The following is a 21,969-nucleotide window of genomic DNA, read 5'->3' on the forward strand; positions in this document are numbered from 1 at the left end:
AAAGTATCCATGTAATAATTTGGAGGAACAGTGAATGAAAAAAATGAAAGTATTAGGATGTTGTTTATTATTAATGCTTGCATTGGATGCATACTCCTACCAAACTCGGGAAAGTAAAATATACAATGATAAAGGTCAGCTTGTTCATATAGACGGTCTATCATGGTCTGGATTTCAGGACACCAATGTGTTTCAAGGCTTACAAAGTAATCCCTTTTATGCAATTCCCTCATTGAGTTCTAGCCCACGCGCTTATGGAATGATGAATTTGATCAGCAAGCCATGGGAGTTCCCAAGTTCAGGCGTAGATAAAAATTCAGCAGTGAGTTTTAAAACATTACGATTACCCATCCAGCCTGAAGTCCTTTATGATGATCAGCGTGAAGTTGATTTGAATAAGTGGCTTTCAGATAAAGCCGCTCCGAGTGCAGGAAATGGTTTATTTTGTAAAACATGGCAAAGTAATGGAAGTGCTTGTGAAAAAGCTGTGAGTCCGAAACAAGCATTCTGGACTGTTTTACAGGAGTTAAAAAAGAACAATATTAGAGTGATGATTGACATCCACCATCGCCATGGCTACGGTGATGCGATGCGAGATGGTACTGTGTACGATATGAATCGATATGAACAGGATATTTCTCTTTTAGCTACAGAAATAAAAAAACGCAACTTAGACAATGTACTGGGCATTGATATTTTTAACGAACCTTATCGTTTAAATTGGTTTAAAATGCATGACGCTCAAGTACCTTGGACAAAAGTCATAGCAACAGCCGCTAATGCAGTACAAAAAAATAACCCTAATTTGTTGCTCTTTGTGGAAGGCCCTGATTCAGGAAATGATGACGCAAACAATCCTGTAATTTGTGTCCCTAAATCACAGATCGTGAATGATAATGGATACAGTCACGCTCCGGATCCGGCTTTATGTGGCACTTTAGATCGGGTGTTCTTTAAAGGGAATTGGGGAGAGGATTTCAAGCCCTTACTCAATGAACAACAGGCTAAAAATGGAATTGCTGTATTTGATAAGGATAAATTTAAAAAAGAATTAGTCAACCAGGGAATAAATCAGACTGCATTGCAATGGTTGTTGGGTGATGCACAAGCGCAAAACGGTCATATCGTTTTTTCACCGCATGTATATCCTGCTGAGGTCGCCGGTTGGGAGACAGCGCCCGGAAATCCAAGCCAATTACGTTTCGATTGGTCATGGGGATTTTTATACAAAGCAGGTTATCCGATCGTGCTTGGTGAGGCATCATGGAACACTGCAAAAGGTAAGGCATTCTTTACCAATGCGCTTATGCCTTATTTGCAAGCGAACATGGAAACTAACAACATCTTCTTCTGGGCGATTGGCTATCTTGGAGATACGGTAAGCGCGATTGATCCTAATTCTGGTGAGCTCAATTTAGATGTGCAGCAAACATTAAAAAATTATTTTGATGATATTTAAAAAATGGAGCCTGGGTTAAGCTGCGCTTTACCCAGGTTACTTTAATTCAGAGGCTTACTCGCTACCCACACAATGATGACAGGTAAAAATGTTTTGAGGGTCGTATTTGTGTTTTATTTGCAGCAATTTAGGATAATTGCTACCCCATAAAGCCGATTGCCAATTTTTAATAAAATAATCTGCTTCATTTGGATAAGTACCGGAGTGGGGACTTAAGGTTTGCAGGAGAGCCATTGCCTTATTGGCTTGCTTAATTTCTTCTTTAGCTTTAATTAAATCCGGTTTATGTCCAGCAACATTGGCGTAAGTATTTTCTTGGCCTCCAGAAATAATGGCTAGGGCTGCCGCATTAAGCACCTCTGGGTGCATCGCAGTATTTTTTTGCCGTGCAAGAGCGTCTTGTGTTGCACCCGATAATCCTTTATTGAAATGAAGTGTAATTTCCGCAAAACGTGATGCATCAAAAAGTGTTTTGGCAAATGATGTTGAATGTTCATTAGTGAATAATGTAAACGGAAGATACATGGATAAATAATAGTTAATGTACATGGATACTTCAGATTGATTTGCGGCCCACCAAAACTCATCAGGAGACGCCTTTTTTCCTTTGTTAATCACAATCGCATCAGGGGTATTGGCAAGCAAATAATCAAAATCCCAATAGTGCCTTGCAGGGCGTGTTGCGCTATTGAGACTAAATTGATATTGCTCAGGTTTTCTTGCTAACCAATTAAGAAATGGTTGCCAAAGTTTGTCTACTTCGGATTTGCTTAAACCAGAAAAAGCCAGGGAGAAATTCATTTTATTATCAGGAGTTAAAGTAACTTGCTCTCCCCAATGCTCATTATTGAGATTGAGTTGATAAAAATGGATGAAATAATGAATAAGTTGTTGGTAAGCTGCATTGGATTTCGCAGTAATTGTTCCTTTAACTTTGCCAAATAATGTGGGAAGGTCATGGGTTTGCAATGTAATTTTACTGACAATGCCATACGTACCCCCGCCTCCGCCTTTTAATGCCCAAAATAGGTCTTGATTCTGGCAGGCATTAACCGTCCGAATTTCTCCATCTGCAGTAATAATCTCTGCCTCCAATACTCCAGCAGCACCGGTGCCAAATTTTTTGGAAAAACTACCGAATCCGCCTCCCTGAATAAATCCGCCTGCCGCACCGACTGTTGCACAACCGCCTCCCTGTACGTAGCGGCCATTATTGGTAGTGACTTCCTTATAAACTTCTATCCATCGTGTGCCTGCCGCAACAGTGACTGCGGTTGTTGGTGCTTGGGTTTCAGGACATCCTTGAGGGATAAACTGATCTTGAAGCATCACCTTACGCAAGTGATGAGTCCAGATTAAGAGTGAATTCGGTGCGTTGGAACGGCCAAGATAATCATGCCCAGTTCCTTTTACTACCAGTTTAATTCGATGTTTACGTGCAAAATTAACTGCAGCAGCTATTTCTTGAGCATTTTCAACTGCAACCACATAAGAGCTCACCGCAGTTTGCCAGGCATCGACCCAACCATTGGATTGAGTCGCCCCAGCTTGTGATTCAATAAAATAAGGGTTTCTTAGCTCATGAAGAACCTTTTGGCAGGAAGTGCTCTTGGCGTTTTTAACACAAGGAGATAAAGGGGATTGTCCGCGCAGTAAATGCCCATTGACTTGTTTGTTTAACTCGTCCCATTGCGCTTGAGTTGGCCAACAGGGTTGATTTGGGAAACAATATTCAGAAGCCCCATTGCACATGGAACTCATGAATAGAAAACATACCATCATCCATAATTTCATGAATCATCTTCCAGACTATTATCAATTTTGAATTCTTAATCCCGGGTTACACTCCGTTTCACCCAGGCTACCAAGGTGAGGTAGTGTTACATTGGTTTCACATTCCATGCAAGACAATTCCATGTCTCAGAGGGCTCTTTATTTTCAAAGACACACAATGCACCGGTCGCGACTTTGATCCCAAATTGCGTACTGAATGTTGCAAAATCACCAGTTAAATAAGGTGCAAAGCGGGCAATTCCATTGCTTGTAACGACCAGACATGTTTTTCCAGGGTATTCTTTACGAATACGCGTGGAAAAATCCATCCAATTTTGAATCAGCAAAGCAGGATCTACGTTCCAACCTGCAGGCACTATGGCTTGTGATTCCCATGCATTCATAGCTTCTTTACCAAGGCGCGCCACAACATGTTCTTCGGGTTGATTTTCATCAGGCCCATAATCGATCTCATTAAAAATGGCCAGTGTTTCAATGGGTAAATTTGTTCCCATAGTACTTTGTGCTTGTTCTGCAGTTTGTATGGCTCGTTTTAGCTTCGAAGTGAAGATGACATCAGGAATAAGCTCATTATTTTTGAGATATGTGCCTAGTTTTTGTCCTTGGTTCAAGCCACTATCAACAAGCGGTAAATCAGTAGTACCGACTCTGCGAACAATATCACCTGGCGCAAAAGTATTTCCATGGCGGGCAACCAGTAATCGTGTCGTCATAGTTACATCCTTTTTAATAGTTCGCCGTGTTGGGCAATCAGCGCTTCCGCTCGTACTATATCTTCTGGGCTATCAATGCCTGACATACTGGCACGACCTTTATAGTCAACGGGAATGCAACGAAGAGTATAACCATTTTCCAAGATACGTAATTGTTCCAATCCTTCCATTTTTTCAAATTTACCCTCTGGCAAACTAATGTATTGTTTGAGCATATCTCGCGAATAACCATACAAACCAATATGACGAAATACAGGGCTTTTATCACTTTTTTGACGTAATTCCTTTTCGTTGCGTATGGCAGGAATAATGTTTTTGCTAAACCAAAAAGCGTTGCCAGTTTGTTCATCGAATACGGCTGTAGTACCGCTAAAGGGAGTAATCAACTTATTTTGGCGCAAATCATCCAGCTGGTTCCAGGATAATTGAGTTACGGGGGTGACGGCGTCACAAGGAGACGTAGCAAAAGCATCGATTAATGCACGTAAAAAATCTGGTGGTGTTAAGGGGGCATCGCCCTGCATGTTTAAAATGAAATCCGGTTCACTCGTCAAAGACTGGATTGCTTGGGCGACGCGATCAGTTCCACTCGGGGCCTCTGGTGAGGTCATTACTGATGCAACACCTAATTCATTACAATGTTGGACAATTCGCTCATCGTCGGTTGCAACGACTACAGACACATTTTCTAATCCTTCGGCAGCCGCACAGGATAAGCGGACCACACGTTGTAACATCGTTTGCCCTTGAATCATTGCCAGCGGTTTTCCTGGTAAACGAGTTGAAGCATAACGGGCAGGAATTACAATGGCAGTGTGCATGGCTAAAATTATTCCAACAAAAAGGCCAATAATAGCCTAAATATGAGAGGGTTACTATAGAAGAATAATGTCACAATAATGTGGGTAAAAAATACACTCAAGGTTCTAACCTGGGCGAAGTGGCACCTGGGGATTTCATTGCGCTTATCCTTGGATTTGCTTTAAGGGTTAGGCGTTCTCATCAATCATTTTTTCTTTGCATCGCTGCAAAAAATATTGTGCGGGTGAGTCATTTGGATTATTTAATACGATTTGCTCAAGAAGATTTGCTGCATCGGCAAATTGTTTGGCTTCATAATGCTTCAATGCAGTCGTAAAAAGAGAAGCAGAATCCTTTTTCAATTGTATTTCGGTTAATGGGTTATGGTTAAAAACTTCATAAATTCTTATAGGCAAGCTTTTGCCTTTCACTTGCGTTAAACCTAAGCACCGTAAATTGTATTTTTCTTTTTGTTTTAATTCTTCATAGGTTTGTTCACCAATGACAAGTTCAATATTAAAATTTCTAGTTAATGATTCAAGTCGAGAAGCAATATTGACTGCATCACTAATTACACTGCAATCCATCCGTTTTTCAAAACCAACGGTGCCTACAATCAAATTACCGGTGTTTATCCCAATTCCTACGTTAATGGGTTTCAGGTTATCGCCTACACGGGTGGCATTGAAATCATCCAGGGCATCTAACATGTCCAATGCCGCAGCGACAGCATCATCGGCATTATTGAATAATGCCATAACGGCATCACCAATATATTTATCAATAAGACCAGAATTTTTAAAAATGGCTGGATCTAAATAACTCATTAGTTCGTTAAAAACAGTGAAAATTTCAACAGGAGATAAACGTTCAGCTAGAGAAGTAAACGATTTTATATCTAAAAATAAAACGGTCATGACTTTTTCAACACAATCGCCGAGCTTGATATCCGAAATATTTTTACGATTCAGCACTTTAAGAAAATCTTGAGGGACAAAGCGTGCTACAGCAATCGCATTTTGCTGGATTTCGACTAACTTATTAATCAGCTCTTCATTCAGGACTTTGACCCTTTGTTCAGCAATCTGCAAGTCTTGAAAGTACGAGTTAGTACGCACCATATAACGGACACGATATCCCAGTAGCGTTGGATTAATTGGCTTAGTGGTAAAATCAGTAGCCCCGGCCTGAAAGGCTTTATTAATGGATTCATAGTCTTCTAAACCAGTAACCATCATGATTGGAAGGAAAAGACAATCAGGTAATTTTCGAATCGCTGCACATACTTCAAAACCATTCATACCTGGCATTTCTACATCCAGCAAAATTGCATCAGGTTTAGAGGTTTTAAGTAGCGATAATGCGGCATCACCATTTTCGGCTTGAATGACTTCAAAACCTACTTTGATTAATGCATTGCAGGTAATTAGACGCATTGTAGCGCTATCATCCACAACCAAAATCACTGGATTTTCTTTTTCCATAGAAGAGCTACTCATATTTTGTGGTACAAATTTTTGTTAAATAACTTGCAATTTGCTCTAAACCAATGACCTGATCTACAGCATCCAATGATTGAGCTACCGCGCCCATTCCAAAAACGATGGAACTTTCCTGGTTTTGAATCAAGGTATGTCCATGGGCTTTTTTTAATTCCAATAAGCCTTCTGCCCCATCATCACTCATTCCGGTTAATAGAATTCCAATCGCTTTGTTTCCAGAAACTTTAGCAATGGATTGCAGCAATCGTGTAATCGAAGGACAAAAACCAGACACTGGAACCCCATCAACTAATTTACATATTAATTGTTCATGAAGACGTTCAATTTCCATATGCTGGTGTTCCGGAGCTACATATACTGTTCCTTTTTGCAATGGTTCATGATTTACTGCATTTTTTACTTTAAGACCCGTATTTTCTTCAAGCCATTGTGCAAATCCTCGAATAAAGCCAGGACTCATATGTTGAACCACCATAATAGGTAATGGAAAATCAGGAGTTAATTGCGAGAGAATCGTCTTTAATGCCATAGGACCGCCAACAGAAGCGCCTATCCCTACAATTTCGTAATTTATAATTTTAGCGTGTTCTGTTTTATTTTTTTTGCCTTCTTCAAGAGGCGAATTTTTCTTCAATGGTTTTTTGACAACGCGAATATCAGAGAGACTTCGCAGGGTATCTACGATGTGTTTCCTGCTTTCTTCAAAAGAAGGAGAAAATACATTAACGGGTTTTGCCAAAGCAGTTAACGCGCCTGCTTCAAGAATATGGAAGGTGGCATGGAGCGACTCATCATTCACCATGGAGCTGATTACCACAATGGGGGTCGGATTTTCAGCCATAATTATGCGAGTGGCTTCGAGTCCATCCATGATTGGCATTTGAATATCCATGGTAATGAGATCAGGTTTTAATTTTGCTGTTAAGTCAATTGCTTCTTTGCCATTTTTTGCAACACCAATGACTTGCATATCATTTTCAGATTGGATGATGTGTTGAATTAATGCGACTTCAGTTGGTGAGTCATCAACAATTAAAATTTTTATCATGGGTAATAGTTCACTATAGCAGCATTTTTTTAATGATCTCCGAGGAGTTTAATACGAAATTAATTTGATTGCTGCCCGTCAGAGTAGCTCCGATGACACAAGGGATATTTGTTAATGGTTCTTGCAACGGTTTGAGTACAATTTCCCTTTCACCAATAATTTCGTCGACAAGTAAGGCAATACTGTCCCCATTTTTTTTGATTACAACAACAGAGATATGTTCTTTATTATTCTGTTTCTTTTCATCAAGATGCAGTACCTTAGACAACGAGCATAACAAAACTGGTTGTTCTTTGACAAGAACACTCGGGCTTCCTTCCACGGTTATAACTTCATGCCGTTTTAATAACATCACTGTTTCTACAGAGTTGGTAAGAATCACAAAAATTTGACCGTCACAGGCAACAGTCAACCCACGTTCTGTAGCCAAGGTGAGCGGCACTTTCAGAAAGAAAATGGTTCCTTTTCCGGGTTGACTTTCAATACTGACCTGGCCTTTTAAGCGAAGCAAATTGGAACGTACGACATCCAAGCCCACGCCACGCCCAGAAATATCAGTTGCAATTTCCCGAGTGGAGAAACCCGGTCGAAAAATGAGCTCGTAAATATCTTCTTTTTTCATATTTTCAAGCTCAGCTTGGGTAATTATTTTTTTTTGTAACGCGATGCGAATCACATCATCTGCTTTAATGCCGGTACCATCATCAATGATTTTGAACACAATCTGGTTATCTTCCTGATTAACATTGATACGAATATTGCCTTGAGGGGATTTGCCGGCTGCTTTACGGGCTTCAGCGTTTTCTATACCGTGATCGATTGCATTGCGTAAAAGATGCACGATGGGATCTTTTAAGCCATCGAGGATCATTTTATCAATTTTTACATCATTACTATTTATTTCGAGTTCCACTTGTTTATTTAGTTCATGGCCTAAATCACGTACGATTCGCGGTAAATTCCGTAATTGGGTGGTTACTGGAATAAGGCGCAAAGTGCGAATTTCATCCTGGAGCGCATTTAATAAGATGGATAGTTCGTTAACGGGGGTTCGTAACTCCCTTTGTATTAAGTGAGTTGCATTATTGATTTGAGATAATTCAACAAAACTTGTGGAGAACAAGGAGAGCAAAGGTTCTTCTTCCTCTTGAGCAAGGATTTTTAAATTGGCTTTATTTTTTTTCCATAATTGGACCAGATTCTCGATTTCATAATTCAACTTGGTTAATTTGTTGTAATATTCTTCGATGGCAATTTTAATGGTTTGAATTTCTTCTGTATAAACTGAAACACGATCCAAATTTTGTAACGAAACGCGGATTGATTCAAATTCACTTGTTTTTGTTTGTACTTCTTGAGTTACGGGTGCTTTTTTAACCGCAGATAGCTCAGCACTTGATCCTGGAGATGGAATTTCTTCAGAGGACAATTCATTATAATGTTCTAGTTGCATTAAGTGATTTTTTAAGTCAAACGATAGTGGTTTTTGCTCACTGAAACATTGCATGGCTTCATTCATGTAATCGATCGATTGCAGACAAAGATTAATCAAGCCCGGAGAAATTTTTATGCTTTTTTTCTGGATGGCGGTAAATAAAGTCTCTATATGATGAGCAATCTCACCTACATCAAGAGCTCCTATACCACGCGAAGAGCCTTTGATGTTATGCGCAATACGAAAGATTTCCTCGAGTAAACTCTGGAACTCATGTTCTGATTGAGTTCCTTTTTCAAGCTGCAGCAAACCATCGGTAATGGTGATTAAATTTTCCTGAAGTTCTGCTTTGAATGTTTCAACAAGTTTTTTTACAAATTCATTGTCTAATGCTTTAGTCGCCGGTTTTTCTTCAGGGACAATAGGCTTAGGTGAAGGCGATTCTTCTATATTTGCGATTTCTTCAGTCTTTTCGGCATGAAGAGCCTGTTGTAACTGGTACAATAATGCATGAAGCTCCGCGGATGGTGGCTTTTTTTCTATAAAATCATGAAGAATTTCACGCATTCCATCCACGGCGTGAAACCCTAAATTAATTCGTTCAAGTGATACGTTTTGAGATGGCTCAAAAAGTTTTTCAATGTACTCAGCTATTTTCCCCAGATCATCGATACCAACAGAAAATGCAGATACTTTAATATTTCGTCCTGCTCGGGAAATTTCTTCCATCATAGGACTTATATTACTCGTTGATTCACTACGCTCAATCATTTTTAAATGATCCGTGATAATTATCAGTAATGATTCAAGTTCTGCACTAAAGGTTGCAAGTAATTGATCGTCTGGAGTCATATGGAGCTCCTAAACTTTGTAGATATCTATATCATCCTTTAGATGTTTGGCAATATCATCCAAATTATGAATAAATGTCATCATCTCTTTTATTCCGCTGGAAAAAGTTGAAGTAGTGCGATTAATTTCATTCATGCTTTCAACGATTTGTTCAATGCCAACTGCTTCTTGGCGAATAGCCACCTCGATGTGTTGACTTGAAATCGACGCTTCATTAATCATTTTACTTAAAGCCTGGATAATTTGGCCTGCTTTTTCAATGAGTTTTAGTCCTGAATCAAGAGTCTTGGTTCCTTCTTCGGTTACGGTAACGGCTCGTTCTGTAGTGCGTCGAATGTCTTCAAGAATTTTTTGGACCTGCACGGTGGATTGTTCTGATTGCTCTGCAAGATTTCGCACTTCCGTTGCTACGGCGGCAAAACCTTTTCCAGCTTCTCCGGCTTTGGAGGCTTCAATTGATGCATTCAATGCTAGCATTTTTGATTGTTGGGCAAGAGTATTGACCACCGAAGTAATGTCGCCAATTTGTTGCGTGTGATTACTTAAATCAAGAATGGTTTGCGCTATAAGCTTCATCTTTTCTTCAGAAGCTTTAATGCCATGAATACTCTGCTCGACTGATTCGGTGCCTAGTTTTCCTTGCTCGTAGGTATTTTTAGCAACTTCCCGTAGCATTTGTGCCTTAGCCATGGTTTGCTTTGAGCTCTTATCTATTTCTTCAAGTGAAGCACTGATTTCATTAATAGCTGAGGCTTGAGAAGTAATACCTTCTGCTTGTTCATTGGCTGATGTGAGTACCGTGCCAACCATGGTGACTATATCGCTGCTGACTTTAGTAATTTTTTTGGTGATTGATGCCAATCCATCGGTCATCGAATTTAAATCTCTGCCTAGATCCTGCAATACATCTTCTTTATCTATTTCAAGACGCTCCCTAAGATCACCTGAGGCAACTTTACTGCTATGTAGTCTAAATTTTTTCGATGAATTGACTAATTTTTCAAATAACTCTCGAGATTCTTCTTCTTTATTGCGAAGGATTTCTTCATTTTTCTTAATCGCCTCTTGCATTGTTTTTAACGATAACAGCATTTTACCCAATTTATCTGCAGATCGGATTTGGATATCTATATCACGCTCACCGGCTGCGATGCGTTCTGCAATATTAATTGCATTATCCACTGGCCGCGCTATCGATCGTTGTGTTATGTAAGGAACTGTGATCGTTAAAAGAATGGCAAGAATCAATAATGCATAAGCAGATTTTTTTAGGGAACTTAAGCTTTCATTGATCTTATCCGTATTTTTTTCAATTTCCTTCGATAAAGATGAATACAAGCCACCACTTCTTTTGCCTGTTTCTGAAGAATAAGTACCCAGTATAATGTCAATCATTGCATTTTCGACATCTCTCGTCTTATTTCGGCTATTTTCTACATTACTTGAATTATTGGGATCTCTGGGGGCATTGATGAATGATGTTTGAATATCATAAAGAGGCGTATATAATTCTTGCAATTTATCCCATTTAGTCTGTAATGTTTTATCACCGATTGAATGCATTACTTGATCCCAACGGTTCCTGACTTGATTAATTTGACCCCACAAACGGGCGAAATGCACTTTGGCGCTCGGATCCCCCGTCATCGCCCAGTGTTCGAGAAGGTCTTGGGTTTGATAGATTTGGCTATCAAGAATTTCAGTTAAGTTTTCACTACGAATTTCCTGACTCAGATAGACTACGTTGTTTACTTTGGGGATCAAATACAGAATTGATAGTATTACAGGTAAACTAAGGGTCATAAAGCCAATCAACAAACGAGCACGTACTGTAAGAACAAACCGTTTATTCCCATTAGTTTCCATGAGTTTCTCCTATCTTATATAAACGCATTTTAAGTTCTTGGCTTAAACTTGATATGAACGTTTCTACATTAATGATTGCCGTAACGGCATGATGTAATCCCAGAATATATTCTGGATTAGTCACATTCGCAGAAGATAATGGCGCGGCTAGCTCGCTAGGTTGATAAAGCTCGCTACCTTCGACGTGATGCACAAGTAAGCCAAGAGTTATATTATTTGCCTGAACAACGATGATAAATTCACTATTCTGTTCCGTATCGGTAATTGCATAATTTAGATGAAAAAACTTAATGAGATCTACTACCGTAATCAGCGCACCTCGCCAGTTGATTACCCCGGCAATAAAATTAGGTACGAAAGGAGCTGGAGCGATGTTCACATTACGTAAAACTTCTTGGACATATTGATAAGAGATCCCATAATTTTCATTTTGGCCTAGGCTAAAGCGAACGAAAGTAATACCATGATTTTTACTGGTATCTATTTCCTGTTTGGCAAGTTGTTTTGCTCTTGCCTGCAGTATTTTAAGTGCTTCTTCATTTTTGGGTATCAATTCTGAAGCATGCTTTTGTTCTTTGATCATCATTCAAAATCCTTTTTTGTTTCATCATTACTATCCAGTGAGAAATAGATTGCACCATCATGATGAAAAACAAGATTTGTCCCAATTGTAACAATAGGATCTGATGCGCCCAGTAAAAGATAAGCATTTTCAGTCATGCATGCGCTTATCTTTTTCATAATTTTTGTAACAAGTTCATTATCAAAATAAATTAGCACATTGCGGCATAGGATTAAATCGACTTCAAATATTCCATTGATTATGGATGGATAGGTATTATCACATAAGTTTAGGTATTTAAATTGTACCAAATCACGAATCTCAGGCGATATAATATAAGTACGATTATTTTTTTGAAAATATCGTTGTAAGTAATTTTCTGGAATAGAGCGCATGGACCATTGTCCATATGTTCCTGAAATTGCTTTCTGTAGTGCGGTGGTATTGATATCGGTACCTAATAAATAGAGATCCCATGTATCAAGATTGGGTATGAGTTTATCCAACAACATGGCAATGGTATATATTTCTTCACCTGAAGAACAACCGGCACTCCAAATTTTTAAAGTAAAATCTTCTGATTTTCGTTTTATCAATTGAGGTAGAAGCTTATGCTCAAGTAAATTCATCTGATTTTTGTCACGAAAAAAGTAGCTTTCTCCCACTGTAATTGCTGCAACTAAATCAGCTAATAAAGAAGAATTACTGGCGCAGCATTTTAATTGCTCCAAGTATTCTCGGGGTTGGTAATTGAATTTATTACATGCAGCAGTAATGGTTTTTGCTAATTCTTGAGCTTGGTTTACATGGATAATAAGTCCATAACGCTCATGAATTAATTCTATAAATGCAGGCTCAAGTTTTTTTATGTCATTTAATATATTAGTGCTCATGTTGCTCATGATTCGTAGTCGAATGGTGGAGTTGGGTTAACTTTAAAGCAAAAACCCAATCGATGTTAATCAATAGTGAAACCCCTGTTTCCAGCGTCACAGCGCCAAAAAAAGGTGAGTTATTACTTGTAAATTCTTCATGTATTTCGATTTGTTGTTCATCGACAGGACTCAATCCAAGGACTTTATCAACAATCAAGCCAACCTGATGCGTTCCATCAGCGCAAAGTAGAATGGGCGTATTTAATGGATAGACTTCATTTCGTGTCAAGCCCGTACCAATAGCCAAGTCAAGCACAGGAATGCAATTGCTTTTAAAATTCATTAATCCCGCAAAATAGACTGGACTGGATGGAACGATTTCGAGCATAGGCAAAGGGAGGATTCTTTCTATATAACGTAAATCCATACAGACTTGTATGTCTTGTAAGAGAAAATGGAGAACTGTAAGGTTCTTGGGAAGCACTTTATACATTCCTTCTTTTATAATTCGGCGCCCTATCTAAAGCGTAGGTGATGCTCGTGTAAAAATAAATTATTAATTCCATTTTATATTTATAGACCTAATAGGATTGATGCACAAGACATGCCCTATGTGTTTTAAGTGTGGTCTTACAGGGAGGGATCATAACTCGGACGTATAGCGCCCAAGTTATGATTATAATCAGAGATGCTCTAGGGCCTTATTTGCATCACCTATCCTGGAATTGAAGATTAATGGTTCCTCTAGGCTTCTTCATCTTTATGGGATGCAAAATAATTTAAATCCAATTCTCGGGCTGCCTTAACATCATCTAACCGTTTGACCGGTAACGTATGAGGGGCATTTTTAACCAAGTCAGGGTTTGTGGCTGCTTCTTCTTTAATCATTTTCATGATTCCCACAAAATGATCTAATTCTTCCTTGCTCTCAGTTTCCGTTGGTTCAATCAGGAGGCATTCAGGAATGAGCAATGGGAAATAAGTAGTTGGGGCATGAACGCCATAATCCAACAGCCTTTTGGCAAAATCCATTGCGGTAACCCCAAATGTTTTCTTTTCTGGACTTAAAGTAAGAATAAATTCATGAGATGCACGTCGGTTCGGATAGGCTGCCGTAAAACCTGCTTTAGTCAGTTCTTTGAGTAGATAATTTGCATTAAGCGTTGCGTATTCTGAAACGCGAAGTAATCCTTCTTTACCGAGCACGCGCATATAAAAATAGGCACGCAGTAAAATACCTGCATTTCCCATAAAACAAGACAGACGGCCAATGCTTTGTGGATAGTCCTGGCGAGTTGCCCATTGATATCCTGAATCGGATTTTTTCACGACCGGTAGGGGTATAAAGGGGAGCAGGCGCTTACCTACAGCTACAGGACCAGCACCAGGTCCGCCACCACCGTGCGGGGTTGCGAATGTTTTATGCAGGTTTAAATGCATGACATCAAAACCCATATCCCCGGGTCTTACTTTTCCCAAAATAGCATTAAGATTGGCACCATCGTAATACAATAATCCCCCTGCTTGGTGAACAAGTGCCGCTATTTCTTTAATTTGGCGCATGAATAGGCCCAAAGTAGAGGGATTGGTTAGCATGATACCGGCGGTTCTTGGTCCCAGTTTGCTTTTTAACGCTTCAAGATCGATGTCGCCATCCGCAGCAGTAGATATTTCAATAATCTTAAAGCCACACATGACAGCAGAGGCGGGGTTTGTACCATGGGCCGCATCGGGGATCAGCATTTCATCGCGTGCGGTATCACCTCGGGATTGATGATAGGCTTTAATCATCGCAACGCCGGCAAATTCTCCTTGTGAGCCGGCCATGGGTGTTAAAGAAACACCAGCCATTCCTGTAATTTCAGCAATATGTTCTTGCAAGAGATACAAGGGCTCTAAAAAACCTTGGCTATTTTCTTCTGGGGTCAGAGGATGACGATTGAGAAAGTTGGCTATGGATGCTGCTTTGTGAACTCCTCGAGGATTATACTTCATGGTACAAGAACCCAGAGGATAAAAATTGCTATCAATCGAGAAATTTTTATGAGACAAACGAGTAAAATGCCGGACTACCTGTAATTCGGAACATGCAGGCATTTTGGGGGGTGTTTTTCGCTGCAATTCAGCAGGAATGGCGTATTTACTGGTTGAAATTTTGGGCGCTTGGGCTGTTGCCTGACGGTCTTTTTTAGATAATTCAAAAATCAACATAATTTGCCTTCCATTTTTTGAATAAATTCTTTAAGTTCAGCTCGATGATTGACGGGGGTAAATTCAATAAATTGATACTCCGCAATTTCCGCCAAATAATAAGGATCCTTTTTAAATATGGATTCGAGATAGGCGCGATCATTTGTGGCTGCTATGATAATTCCACCTGTACGGGGTCTCATGGGGCCTGAGACCAGCAATAAGCCTTGCTTATAGTAGTAATCAAGAAACTCTCTATGTGCTTGCAGGTACTTATCTACTTCACTAAGCGGAACCAAGTAGGTTAACTGGATTACAAACATGAGACACCTCGTTGAGACATAATGGATTTCAAGGTTTTGGCATAAAGTGCTATTTCTTCTTTAGTACGCATTTCTGTCGCACAAACTAAAAGGGTATTCGCCAATTGAGGATAATGAGTTCCTGGGGCATAACCTCCTGTAATTCCTGCCTGCGCCAATTGTTGTAACACTTTATCTACAGGTTGGTCGAGTTTAATTAATGCTTCATGAAAATAAGGGGCAGCAAAAACCTGCTCGACACCATCAATTTGGGTTAAAGCATCTACTAACTCATGAGTATTTTCATGGCATTGGCTTGCAACCTGACGTAATCCTTCAGCACCTAAAAGGCTCATATGAATGGTCGCTGCGGTAACTAACAAACCTTGATTCGTACAAATATTTGAGGTTGCCTTGGCTCGACGTATATGCTGTTCACGTGCTTGCAACGTTAAAGTAAATCCTCTTTTCCCATCTTTATCCAAAGTACATCCAATGATACGGCCAGGCATTTGGCGTACATGAGCCATGCGGGTACTTAAAAAACCAAAATAAGGACCACCCGATGCCATAGGAGCGCCTAAAGGTTGTCCCTCACCGCATGTAATATCCACGCCATGTTTCCCCCATGAGCCTGGTGGCTTTAATAAGGCGAGCGAAACCGGGTTAACGCAAGCAATACTGATGGTTTTATTGTGCTGCGCCCAATCGCTTAGTTCATCTACTTTTTCCAGACAGCCAAAAAAGTTAGGCTGAGCGATAACCAGTGCAGTTATATCTTCTCCTGTATATCGTTCCAATGCAGAAAGAGAGGTAATTCCTTGCTGTTCATCAAAAGGCAATATGATTACTTCAATATGCTGGTTACGCAGGATGGTCTCAATGGTTTCACGATAGAAGGGATGAATTGTCCCAGGGATTAATACACGACTTGTTTTGCTATGCTTATTAACTCGTACCGCCATTAAAATGGCTTCGGCTAATGCTGTAGCACCATCATACATCGATGCATTAGATACATCCATGCCTGTTAATTCACAGATCATGGTTTGATATTCGTATAATAATTGCAAAGTGCCTTGACTGGCTTCGGCTTGATAAGGGGTATATGCGGTTAAAAACTCACCACGAGAAGCGATATCCCACACTGCTGCAGGTATATGATGCTCATAGCATCCTGCACCCATAAAGCAGATTCCATTTATATTTTTATTCGCCAGATTTTTTGCTTCTTTGAGCATATCCATTTCATTGATACCCGCCGGTATATTTTGAAATCCTGCATATTGCAAGGACAAAGGGATTTCATCAAATAAAGTTTGTGTATCTTGAACCCCAATGGAATCAAGCATGACTTTGCTGTCTTCAGGAGTATGTGGGATATAAGGCATAATTAATGCTCCTCAGCGATCTCGTTTTGATATTGTTCAGCAGTCAATAAGCTATTAATTTCATCTGGATGACTGGGCTTTATTCTCACAAGCCAACCTGCCGCATAGGGATCAGAGTTAACAAGAGCTGGATTTTCGACAACTATTTCATTGATGGCCGTAACGACACCGCTCACTGGTGCATAAAAATCAGAAGCTGCTTTTACTGACTCGACAACACCAAGTTCTTCTCCAGCACTTACTTCATCACCAATTTCAGGCAACTCGACAAAAACCATGTCACCCAATAATTGCTGGGCATGGTCGGTAATGCCTACAGTTACTTCATTCTGTTCTTCTTTCAGCCATTCGTGGGTATTAGTGAATTTTAATTCATTCATTGCATTGTCCTTATTTAATTCTATAGCACTGAAGTGAAGTTGAATCTATAGAATCTACAAGTTACTAGAAACTCAGATTCTGCTTCTTGCATTCAGACCACAAGTTCTCACTTTTAATTAGGAGCTGTTTGCATTTCTACTATCTTGGCCAAACTTCCCTGATTTTCTGTGCTTCAATGCCCATACTATGCTGCGTTTCGGTACTCGAAAATCAAGGCAGTTTGGCTCAAGTTAGCGAAATGTAAACAGACCCTAACTTAATTCGATGCCTTAAATTGCTTTTCCTGCTTTTACAAAACGCGGTTTGCCTACTTTTGCCGGGAGTAATTTGCCGCGAATATCAACCATTACCTCCTCACCGGTTTCAACTGGAACTCTTGCCAAGGCTATAGATTGTTCCAGTGTAGGTGAGTAGCTCCCACTCGTAATAATTCCATCAGCACAACCTGGGATTATTACTTTTTGTCCATGACGCATAATTCCTTTATCTAATAAAGTAAGCCCCACCATTTTTCGTTTAATTCCAATTTGTTTTTGGGAGAATAAAGCGCCCATGCCAATAAAATCACGGTCTGCGGGTTCCCATTTAATAGTCCAACCAAGGCCTGACTCCAAGGGACTGGTGGTCGTATCCATATCCTGGCCGTAAAGAAGCATTCCTGCCTCCAGGCGAAGAGTATCTCGCGAACCTAATCCACAAGGATGAACGCCAACCTGCATTAAATCATTCCATAATTGGACAACACATTCTTGAGGGGCGATGATTTCAAATCCATCTTCGCCAGTATACCCAGTACGGGCAAAAAACCATTGTTCCACATCCACACATTCGAAATTTGTCAAAGTAGAAACCGCGTCAATTTGTGCAGGATTAAGTATTTGTTGTGTTTTTTCTATGGCGTTAGGTCCTTGTACGGCAATCATCGCCAATTCTCTACGTTCTTGCAAGCCAACAGCAAATCCTTCACTTTTTTTGCGAATCCAGGCCAAATCATTTTGTCGGGTTGCAGAATTTAGGACGACTCTATAATTATCTGACGCGCGTTGATACACGATAAGATCGTCAATAATTCCACCATGTTCATTACACATGCAACTGTAAAGTGCTTTTCCGTTGTGTTCAAGCTGATCCACATCATTAGTTAAAAGCTTGCGTAAGAATTGACGGCCACCGGCACCAAGAATATCAACAATAGTCATATGCGAGACATCGAACATGCCCGCATCTTTACGCACATAATGGTGCTCATTAAGCTGAGAACCATAATGCAAAGGCATTTCCCAACCATGGAAATCAACCATTTTAGCGCCACATGCTTGGTGTGTGGCATGGAGAGGGGTTTTAGCAATCATTGTACGTCCTTTTTCAATCACCTTAGTGTGGGTGATTATACCTATTGCGATATATACTGTATATTGCATACTGCATATTTCTTAGGACTACTTTAATGACTTGGCTAAATGTTTGGCGTTGGATGTTGGATTTAGGATGGTTATTCTTTCTCCTGATACTCCTCCGGCATTTTTGGCGTGATAGGCAAGTTTTAATGCAAGCGCAATCGTGGCTAAAAGTTAAAGGTTATATTACGAAATGTGAATGGACAAAAGTAGGTCATAGCGTTTGGCCTAAAATTGAATACACTTACCAAGTTGATGATAAAAATTTGACTGGGGAATATTTGTTTTTAGATACAGCACGTAATAATCCGAATAGTAAATATTCCCGCGGTATTGCTTATAAAGCGGCTATTGCCTTTCAAGAAAATACCGCGATTGATATCTATTATAATCCCAACGATCCTGAGGAGTCGGCTTTAGATGTAACCATGCCAATCAAATTAAATATAATTTTAATTTTGATTGGCATGTTAATCGTTATCCATCTCGGACTTATGGCTTGGCATTATTTGGGGTAGGGGTACCTGCTGGGGGCGTATTAGCTGGCGTTGATTCACTTTCTGATTCAACATCACATTTACAAGGTTGTTTGTTTATTATGGCCTGTAGACTGGTAATGGTATATCCACGTACTCCCTGTCCTGATGGGGCGACCATAAAATTAATATTTACTTTCAAATTTTGTCGTTGTTGATATTGTGGGTTTTGGTACACAACGATCAGCCCCATAGTTGCTTTCCAATGTGTCGGGTCGATATTAGTGATTACAGGTGGCGCAGTAGCTACGGCACTTACGCTATAAAGATTTTTTTGTACATCCTCTGGTAATTTGGAAGCATTTAAAGCATTGCTGTAGGCAATCCAGGCATCTGCAGTAAAATATTTCGCTATTTTTTTCTGATCTTCGAGATAATTTTTATAACTATAGGTATAGGTAGCAACGATTGCTTCATTGACCCAGACAGATAATTGCACTGGTTCCGGTTGTGCATAACTTAACTGGAAAAAAATTGATAAGAAAATAAAGGCTAATTTTTTAATCATAAGCATATCCTGTTTGCCATAAGAAAATAAGTTTAAGAGTACATTCACAATTAGATAGATTGTTTTATAGTGTAACCCATTCAATACACATAAAAAAATCCCCGGCAGCTGCCGGGGCAAATTTAATGTTTAGAGAATGAATCTAAACATTGCTCCACTTAAGAGGGGGTAAAGCGGAGCTAAGCATTCGGGGGAAATGCTCACTATATTAGACACGGAAATTATTAAAAAGTTCAATATTTGTGCAAATTATTTCTTTTTAGATAAAATAAAGAGCTAATTTATTGAATATTAATGTATTTTAATATTTTGTCGCATTTCACCTTGTTATTTTTAGGGTTTTTGACCAGAATACTCCTGGTCTTTATAAGAAAGAAAGCGATATATTCAGCCGCTATAATCTATCGGTTATGCCGTCTTTATGGTATTTTATTATCCTGAAACAAGCAGCTGAACTCGTATCTACAAAAACTAATTCCAGCGCAGTAATTTTGAGATGCACAGGCTTACATTGAGGCCCTTTAGTTTCACTGCTTTTTTGTTCAATTATATATACTGCGTGATTAAAAAGTTGCAGAGTGTATTTGGGTGTCGACAAAGTTATTGAGGAGGCATTGTGCGCGAGAGTCGGTTCTACTTTGCTAATCCTGATAGATTTGGCCGATATATAAATCGTTGGGATTTGCTGCTCCTTATTCTTATTTTTTCCATATTGTTTTTCTTGGGTTGGGCCGGATCGCAAATGGCCACTCCATATCAGTTGGGAGAGCAGATACCCATTTCATTGGATCCAGCCAATCTTCCCTTTTATGCATTGCGTACGGTACTTCGTATGTTTATTGCATTGTTTTTTTCAATCATTTTTACGTTTACTGTAGGGCTTTGGGCCGCTAAAAATCGACGTGCAGAACAAATCATTATCCCTGCGATTGATATTTTGCAATCCATACCCGTTTTAAGTTTTTTATCGATTACGGTAACCGCGTTTATCCGCTTATTTCCTAACAGTTTATTGGGGCCTGAATGTGCATCCATTTTTGCGATTTTTTGTGCCCAAGTATGGAATATGACTTTTGGCTTTTATCAGTCATTAAAAACATTACCACATGATTTACAAGAAGTTTCTTCTATGTTTCGACTTTCCGCATGGCAGCGCTTTTGGAAATTGGAAGTTCCTTTTTCCATGTCGAGTTTGTTATGGAACATGATGGTTTCTATGTCTGCCAGCTGGTTTTTTGTGGTTTTGTCTGAAGCGATCTCTGTTGCGCATCAAGACATCCGATTACCCGGGGTGGGTTCTTATATTGCCTTGGCAATTCAACAACGTGATTTACACGCTGTGGGTTATGCTATTTTGGCGATGATGATTGTTATTTTTTTATATGATCAAATCTTTTTCCGGCCTTTGATTGCATGGTCTGAAAAGTTTAAAACAGAGCCATCACATGATGAGGCTGAATATCAATCTTGGCTCGTGGATTGGATACGCGGCAGTCGGCTAATGAAGCAGTTTGCTGAAATCCTCAGTATTTTTACCGATCATTTTGTCAATGCGCGCTGGCTTAGAATCAATGAGACCAAAGTAATTAAAGAGATTGATTTTAAAAGACAGAAGCGCCTGGATCGACTTTGGAGCATCCTGGTTTTAATTAGCGTTGGTGCTGGAGCATGGTTTTTGTTGCGCTTTATTCTTGCAGAATTGAAAGTGAGTGATATTTTGCATGTATTTTTGCTTGGCGCCGCAACAGGGGCACGAGTGCTGTGCATGATTTTCCTGAGTTCATTAGTTTGGATCCCAGTAGGAGTGTGGATTGGTCTACGGCCAAGAATTGCGCAAAAAATACAGCCAGTGATTCAATTTGTTGCAGCATTTCCCGCAAATTTATTCTATCCTTTATTTGTGATTGCTATTGTTGCGTTTCATTTAAATGTCGAAATATGGGTGACTCCACTCATGATTCTTGGAACCCAATGGTATATTTTATTTAATGTGATCGCGGGAGCATCTACTATCCCCAGAGAACTCTATCTTGCTGCAGACAATTTTGGCTTAAAAGGATGGCTGTGGTGGAAAAGACTAGCCTTGCCCGGCATTTTCCCTTTTTATATTACTGGTGCCATAACCGCGGCAGGTGGTGCATGGAACGCCAGCATTGTGGCAGAGTTCGTAAGTTGGGGGGACACCACACTGAGAGCGACCGGTTTGGGTGAGTACATCCAGGCCAGTACGGCTACAGGAGATTTCCCCAAAATTGCTTTAGGTACTGCAATGATGTGTTTGTATGTACTTACTTTTAACCATTTGATTTGGCGTCCGCTCTATCGGTTGGCGGAAGAACGTTTTAACCTTAATTAAT

Annotated in this window: 19 protein-coding genes; 3 read left to right on the forward strand and 16 right to left on the reverse strand. The window is 39.7% G+C overall.

The features are described 5' to 3' along the window. Positions 1-34: 34 nt before the first annotated feature. The gene (locus ELY20_RS11620; RefSeq protein ID WP_110142642.1) at positions 35-1,459 is read left to right on the forward strand and encodes a cellulase family glycosylhydrolase; all 1,425 of its coding nucleotides are present in this window, start codon (positions 35-37) and stop codon (positions 1,457-1,459) included. A 54-nt stretch (positions 1,460-1,513) separates the two neighbouring features. Here ELY20_RS11620 and ELY20_RS11625 read toward each other — a convergent pair whose 3' ends face one another. The 15 genes from ELY20_RS11625 to gcvT all read right to left on the reverse strand — a co-directional run bounded on the left by ELY20_RS11625 (position 1,514) and on the right by gcvT (position 18,523). After that, positions 1,514-3,253: an FAD-dependent oxidoreductase gene (locus ELY20_RS11625; protein WP_110142641.1), complete on the reverse strand. Its 1,740-nt coding sequence runs from the start codon at positions 3,251-3,253 to the stop codon at positions 1,514-1,516. Positions 3,254-3,339: 86 nt separating this feature from the next. Then, complete coding sequence (locus ELY20_RS11630; RefSeq protein WP_110142640.1) at positions 3,340-3,966, reverse strand: histidine phosphatase family protein; 627 nt, start codon at positions 3,964-3,966, stop codon at positions 3,340-3,342. A gap of 2 nt (positions 3,967-3,968) precedes the next feature. Further along, a complete protein-coding gene (gene kdsB / locus ELY20_RS11635) occupies positions 3,969-4,787 on the reverse strand; it encodes a 3-deoxy-manno-octulosonate cytidylyltransferase (protein ID WP_110142639.1) in 819 nt (272 codons plus the stop codon). Between the two features lie 168 nt (positions 4,788-4,955). Further along, a complete protein-coding gene (locus ELY20_RS11640; protein WP_110142638.1) occupies positions 4,956-6,251 on the reverse strand; it encodes a response regulator in 1,296 nt (431 codons plus the stop codon). A gap of 7 nt (positions 6,252-6,258) precedes the next feature. Continuing rightward, complete coding sequence (gene cheB / locus ELY20_RS11645) at positions 6,259-7,317, reverse strand: chemotaxis-specific protein-glutamate methyltransferase CheB (protein WP_110142637.1); 1,059 nt, start codon at positions 7,315-7,317, stop codon at positions 6,259-6,261. A gap of 13 nt (positions 7,318-7,330) precedes the next feature. Beyond that, positions 7,331-9,604, reverse strand: coding sequence for a chemotaxis protein CheA (locus ELY20_RS11650; protein ID WP_110142636.1), 2,274 nt, complete (start codon positions 9,602-9,604; stop codon positions 7,331-7,333). 9 nt (positions 9,605-9,613) lie between these two features. Further along, a complete protein-coding gene (locus ELY20_RS11655; RefSeq protein ID WP_110142635.1) occupies positions 9,614-11,470 on the reverse strand; it encodes a methyl-accepting chemotaxis protein in 1,857 nt (618 codons plus the stop codon). Beyond that, the gene (locus tag ELY20_RS11660; RefSeq protein WP_110142634.1) at positions 11,460-12,056 is read right to left on the reverse strand and encodes a chemotaxis protein CheW; all 597 of its coding nucleotides are present in this window, start codon (positions 12,054-12,056) and stop codon (positions 11,460-11,462) included. Before ELY20_RS11660 ends, ELY20_RS11655 begins: the two co-directional genes overlap by 11 nt. After that, the gene (locus ELY20_RS11665) at positions 12,053-12,925 is read right to left on the reverse strand and encodes a CheR family methyltransferase (protein ID WP_233590585.1); all 873 of its coding nucleotides are present in this window, start codon (positions 12,923-12,925) and stop codon (positions 12,053-12,055) included. The genes ELY20_RS11660 and ELY20_RS11665 overlap by 4 nt, the downstream gene beginning before the upstream one ends. Continuing rightward, complete coding sequence (locus ELY20_RS11670) at positions 12,915-13,400, reverse strand: CheW domain-containing protein (RefSeq protein ID WP_110142632.1); 486 nt, start codon at positions 13,398-13,400, stop codon at positions 12,915-12,917. Before ELY20_RS11670 ends, ELY20_RS11665 begins: the two co-directional genes overlap by 11 nt. 251 nt (positions 13,401-13,651) lie before the next feature. Continuing rightward, the gene (gcvPB, locus tag ELY20_RS11675) at positions 13,652-15,118 is read right to left on the reverse strand and encodes an aminomethyl-transferring glycine dehydrogenase subunit GcvPB (protein WP_110142631.1); all 1,467 of its coding nucleotides are present in this window, start codon (positions 15,116-15,118) and stop codon (positions 13,652-13,654) included. Next, complete coding sequence (locus ELY20_RS11680; protein WP_110142630.1) at positions 15,112-15,420, reverse strand: YciI family protein; 309 nt, start codon at positions 15,418-15,420, stop codon at positions 15,112-15,114. The genes gcvPB and ELY20_RS11680 overlap by 7 nt, the downstream gene beginning before the upstream one ends. After that, positions 15,411-16,790 (reverse strand): aminomethyl-transferring glycine dehydrogenase subunit GcvPA, encoded by a 1,380-nt coding sequence (gcvPA, locus tag ELY20_RS11685; RefSeq protein WP_110142629.1) that lies wholly within the window; start codon positions 16,788-16,790, stop codon positions 15,411-15,413. The genes ELY20_RS11680 and gcvPA overlap by 10 nt, the downstream gene beginning before the upstream one ends. Before the next feature lie 2 nt (positions 16,791-16,792). Continuing rightward, on the reverse strand, positions 16,793-17,170 hold the full coding sequence (gcvH, locus tag ELY20_RS11690) for a glycine cleavage system protein GcvH (protein ID WP_110142628.1): 378 nt from the start codon (positions 17,168-17,170) through the stop codon (positions 16,793-16,795). 270 nt (positions 17,171-17,440) lie between these two features. Next, on the reverse strand, positions 17,441-18,523 hold the full coding sequence (gcvT, locus tag ELY20_RS11695; protein ID WP_110142627.1) for a glycine cleavage system aminomethyltransferase GcvT: 1,083 nt from the start codon (positions 18,521-18,523) through the stop codon (positions 17,441-17,443). 95 nt (positions 18,524-18,618) lie between these two features. Here gcvT and ELY20_RS11700 point away from each other — a divergent pair, with 95 nt between their 5' ends. After that, complete coding sequence (locus tag ELY20_RS11700) at positions 18,619-19,086, forward strand: DUF3592 domain-containing protein (protein ID WP_110142626.1); 468 nt, start codon at positions 18,619-18,621, stop codon at positions 19,084-19,086. On the opposite strand, the gene ELY20_RS11705 is transcribed toward ELY20_RS11700, so the two are convergent. Next, a complete protein-coding gene (locus ELY20_RS11705; protein ID WP_110142625.1) occupies positions 19,061-19,612 on the reverse strand; it encodes a DotI/IcmL family type IV secretion protein in 552 nt (183 codons plus the stop codon). The two genes, ELY20_RS11700 and ELY20_RS11705, sit on opposite strands and share 26 nt — an antisense overlap. Positions 19,613-20,228: 616 nt before the next feature. Here ELY20_RS11705 and ELY20_RS11710 point away from each other — a divergent pair. Further along, the gene (locus ELY20_RS11710) at positions 20,229-21,968 is read left to right on the forward strand and encodes an ABC transporter permease (RefSeq protein ID WP_110142624.1); all 1,740 of its coding nucleotides are present in this window, start codon (positions 20,229-20,231) and stop codon (positions 21,966-21,968) included. Position 21,969: the final 1 nt, after the last annotated feature.

This window comes from Legionella qingyii, assembly GCF_003990155.1.
In the GTDB taxonomy this organism is placed as follows: domain Bacteria; phylum Pseudomonadota; class Gammaproteobacteria; order Legionellales; family Legionellaceae; genus Legionella; species Legionella qingyii.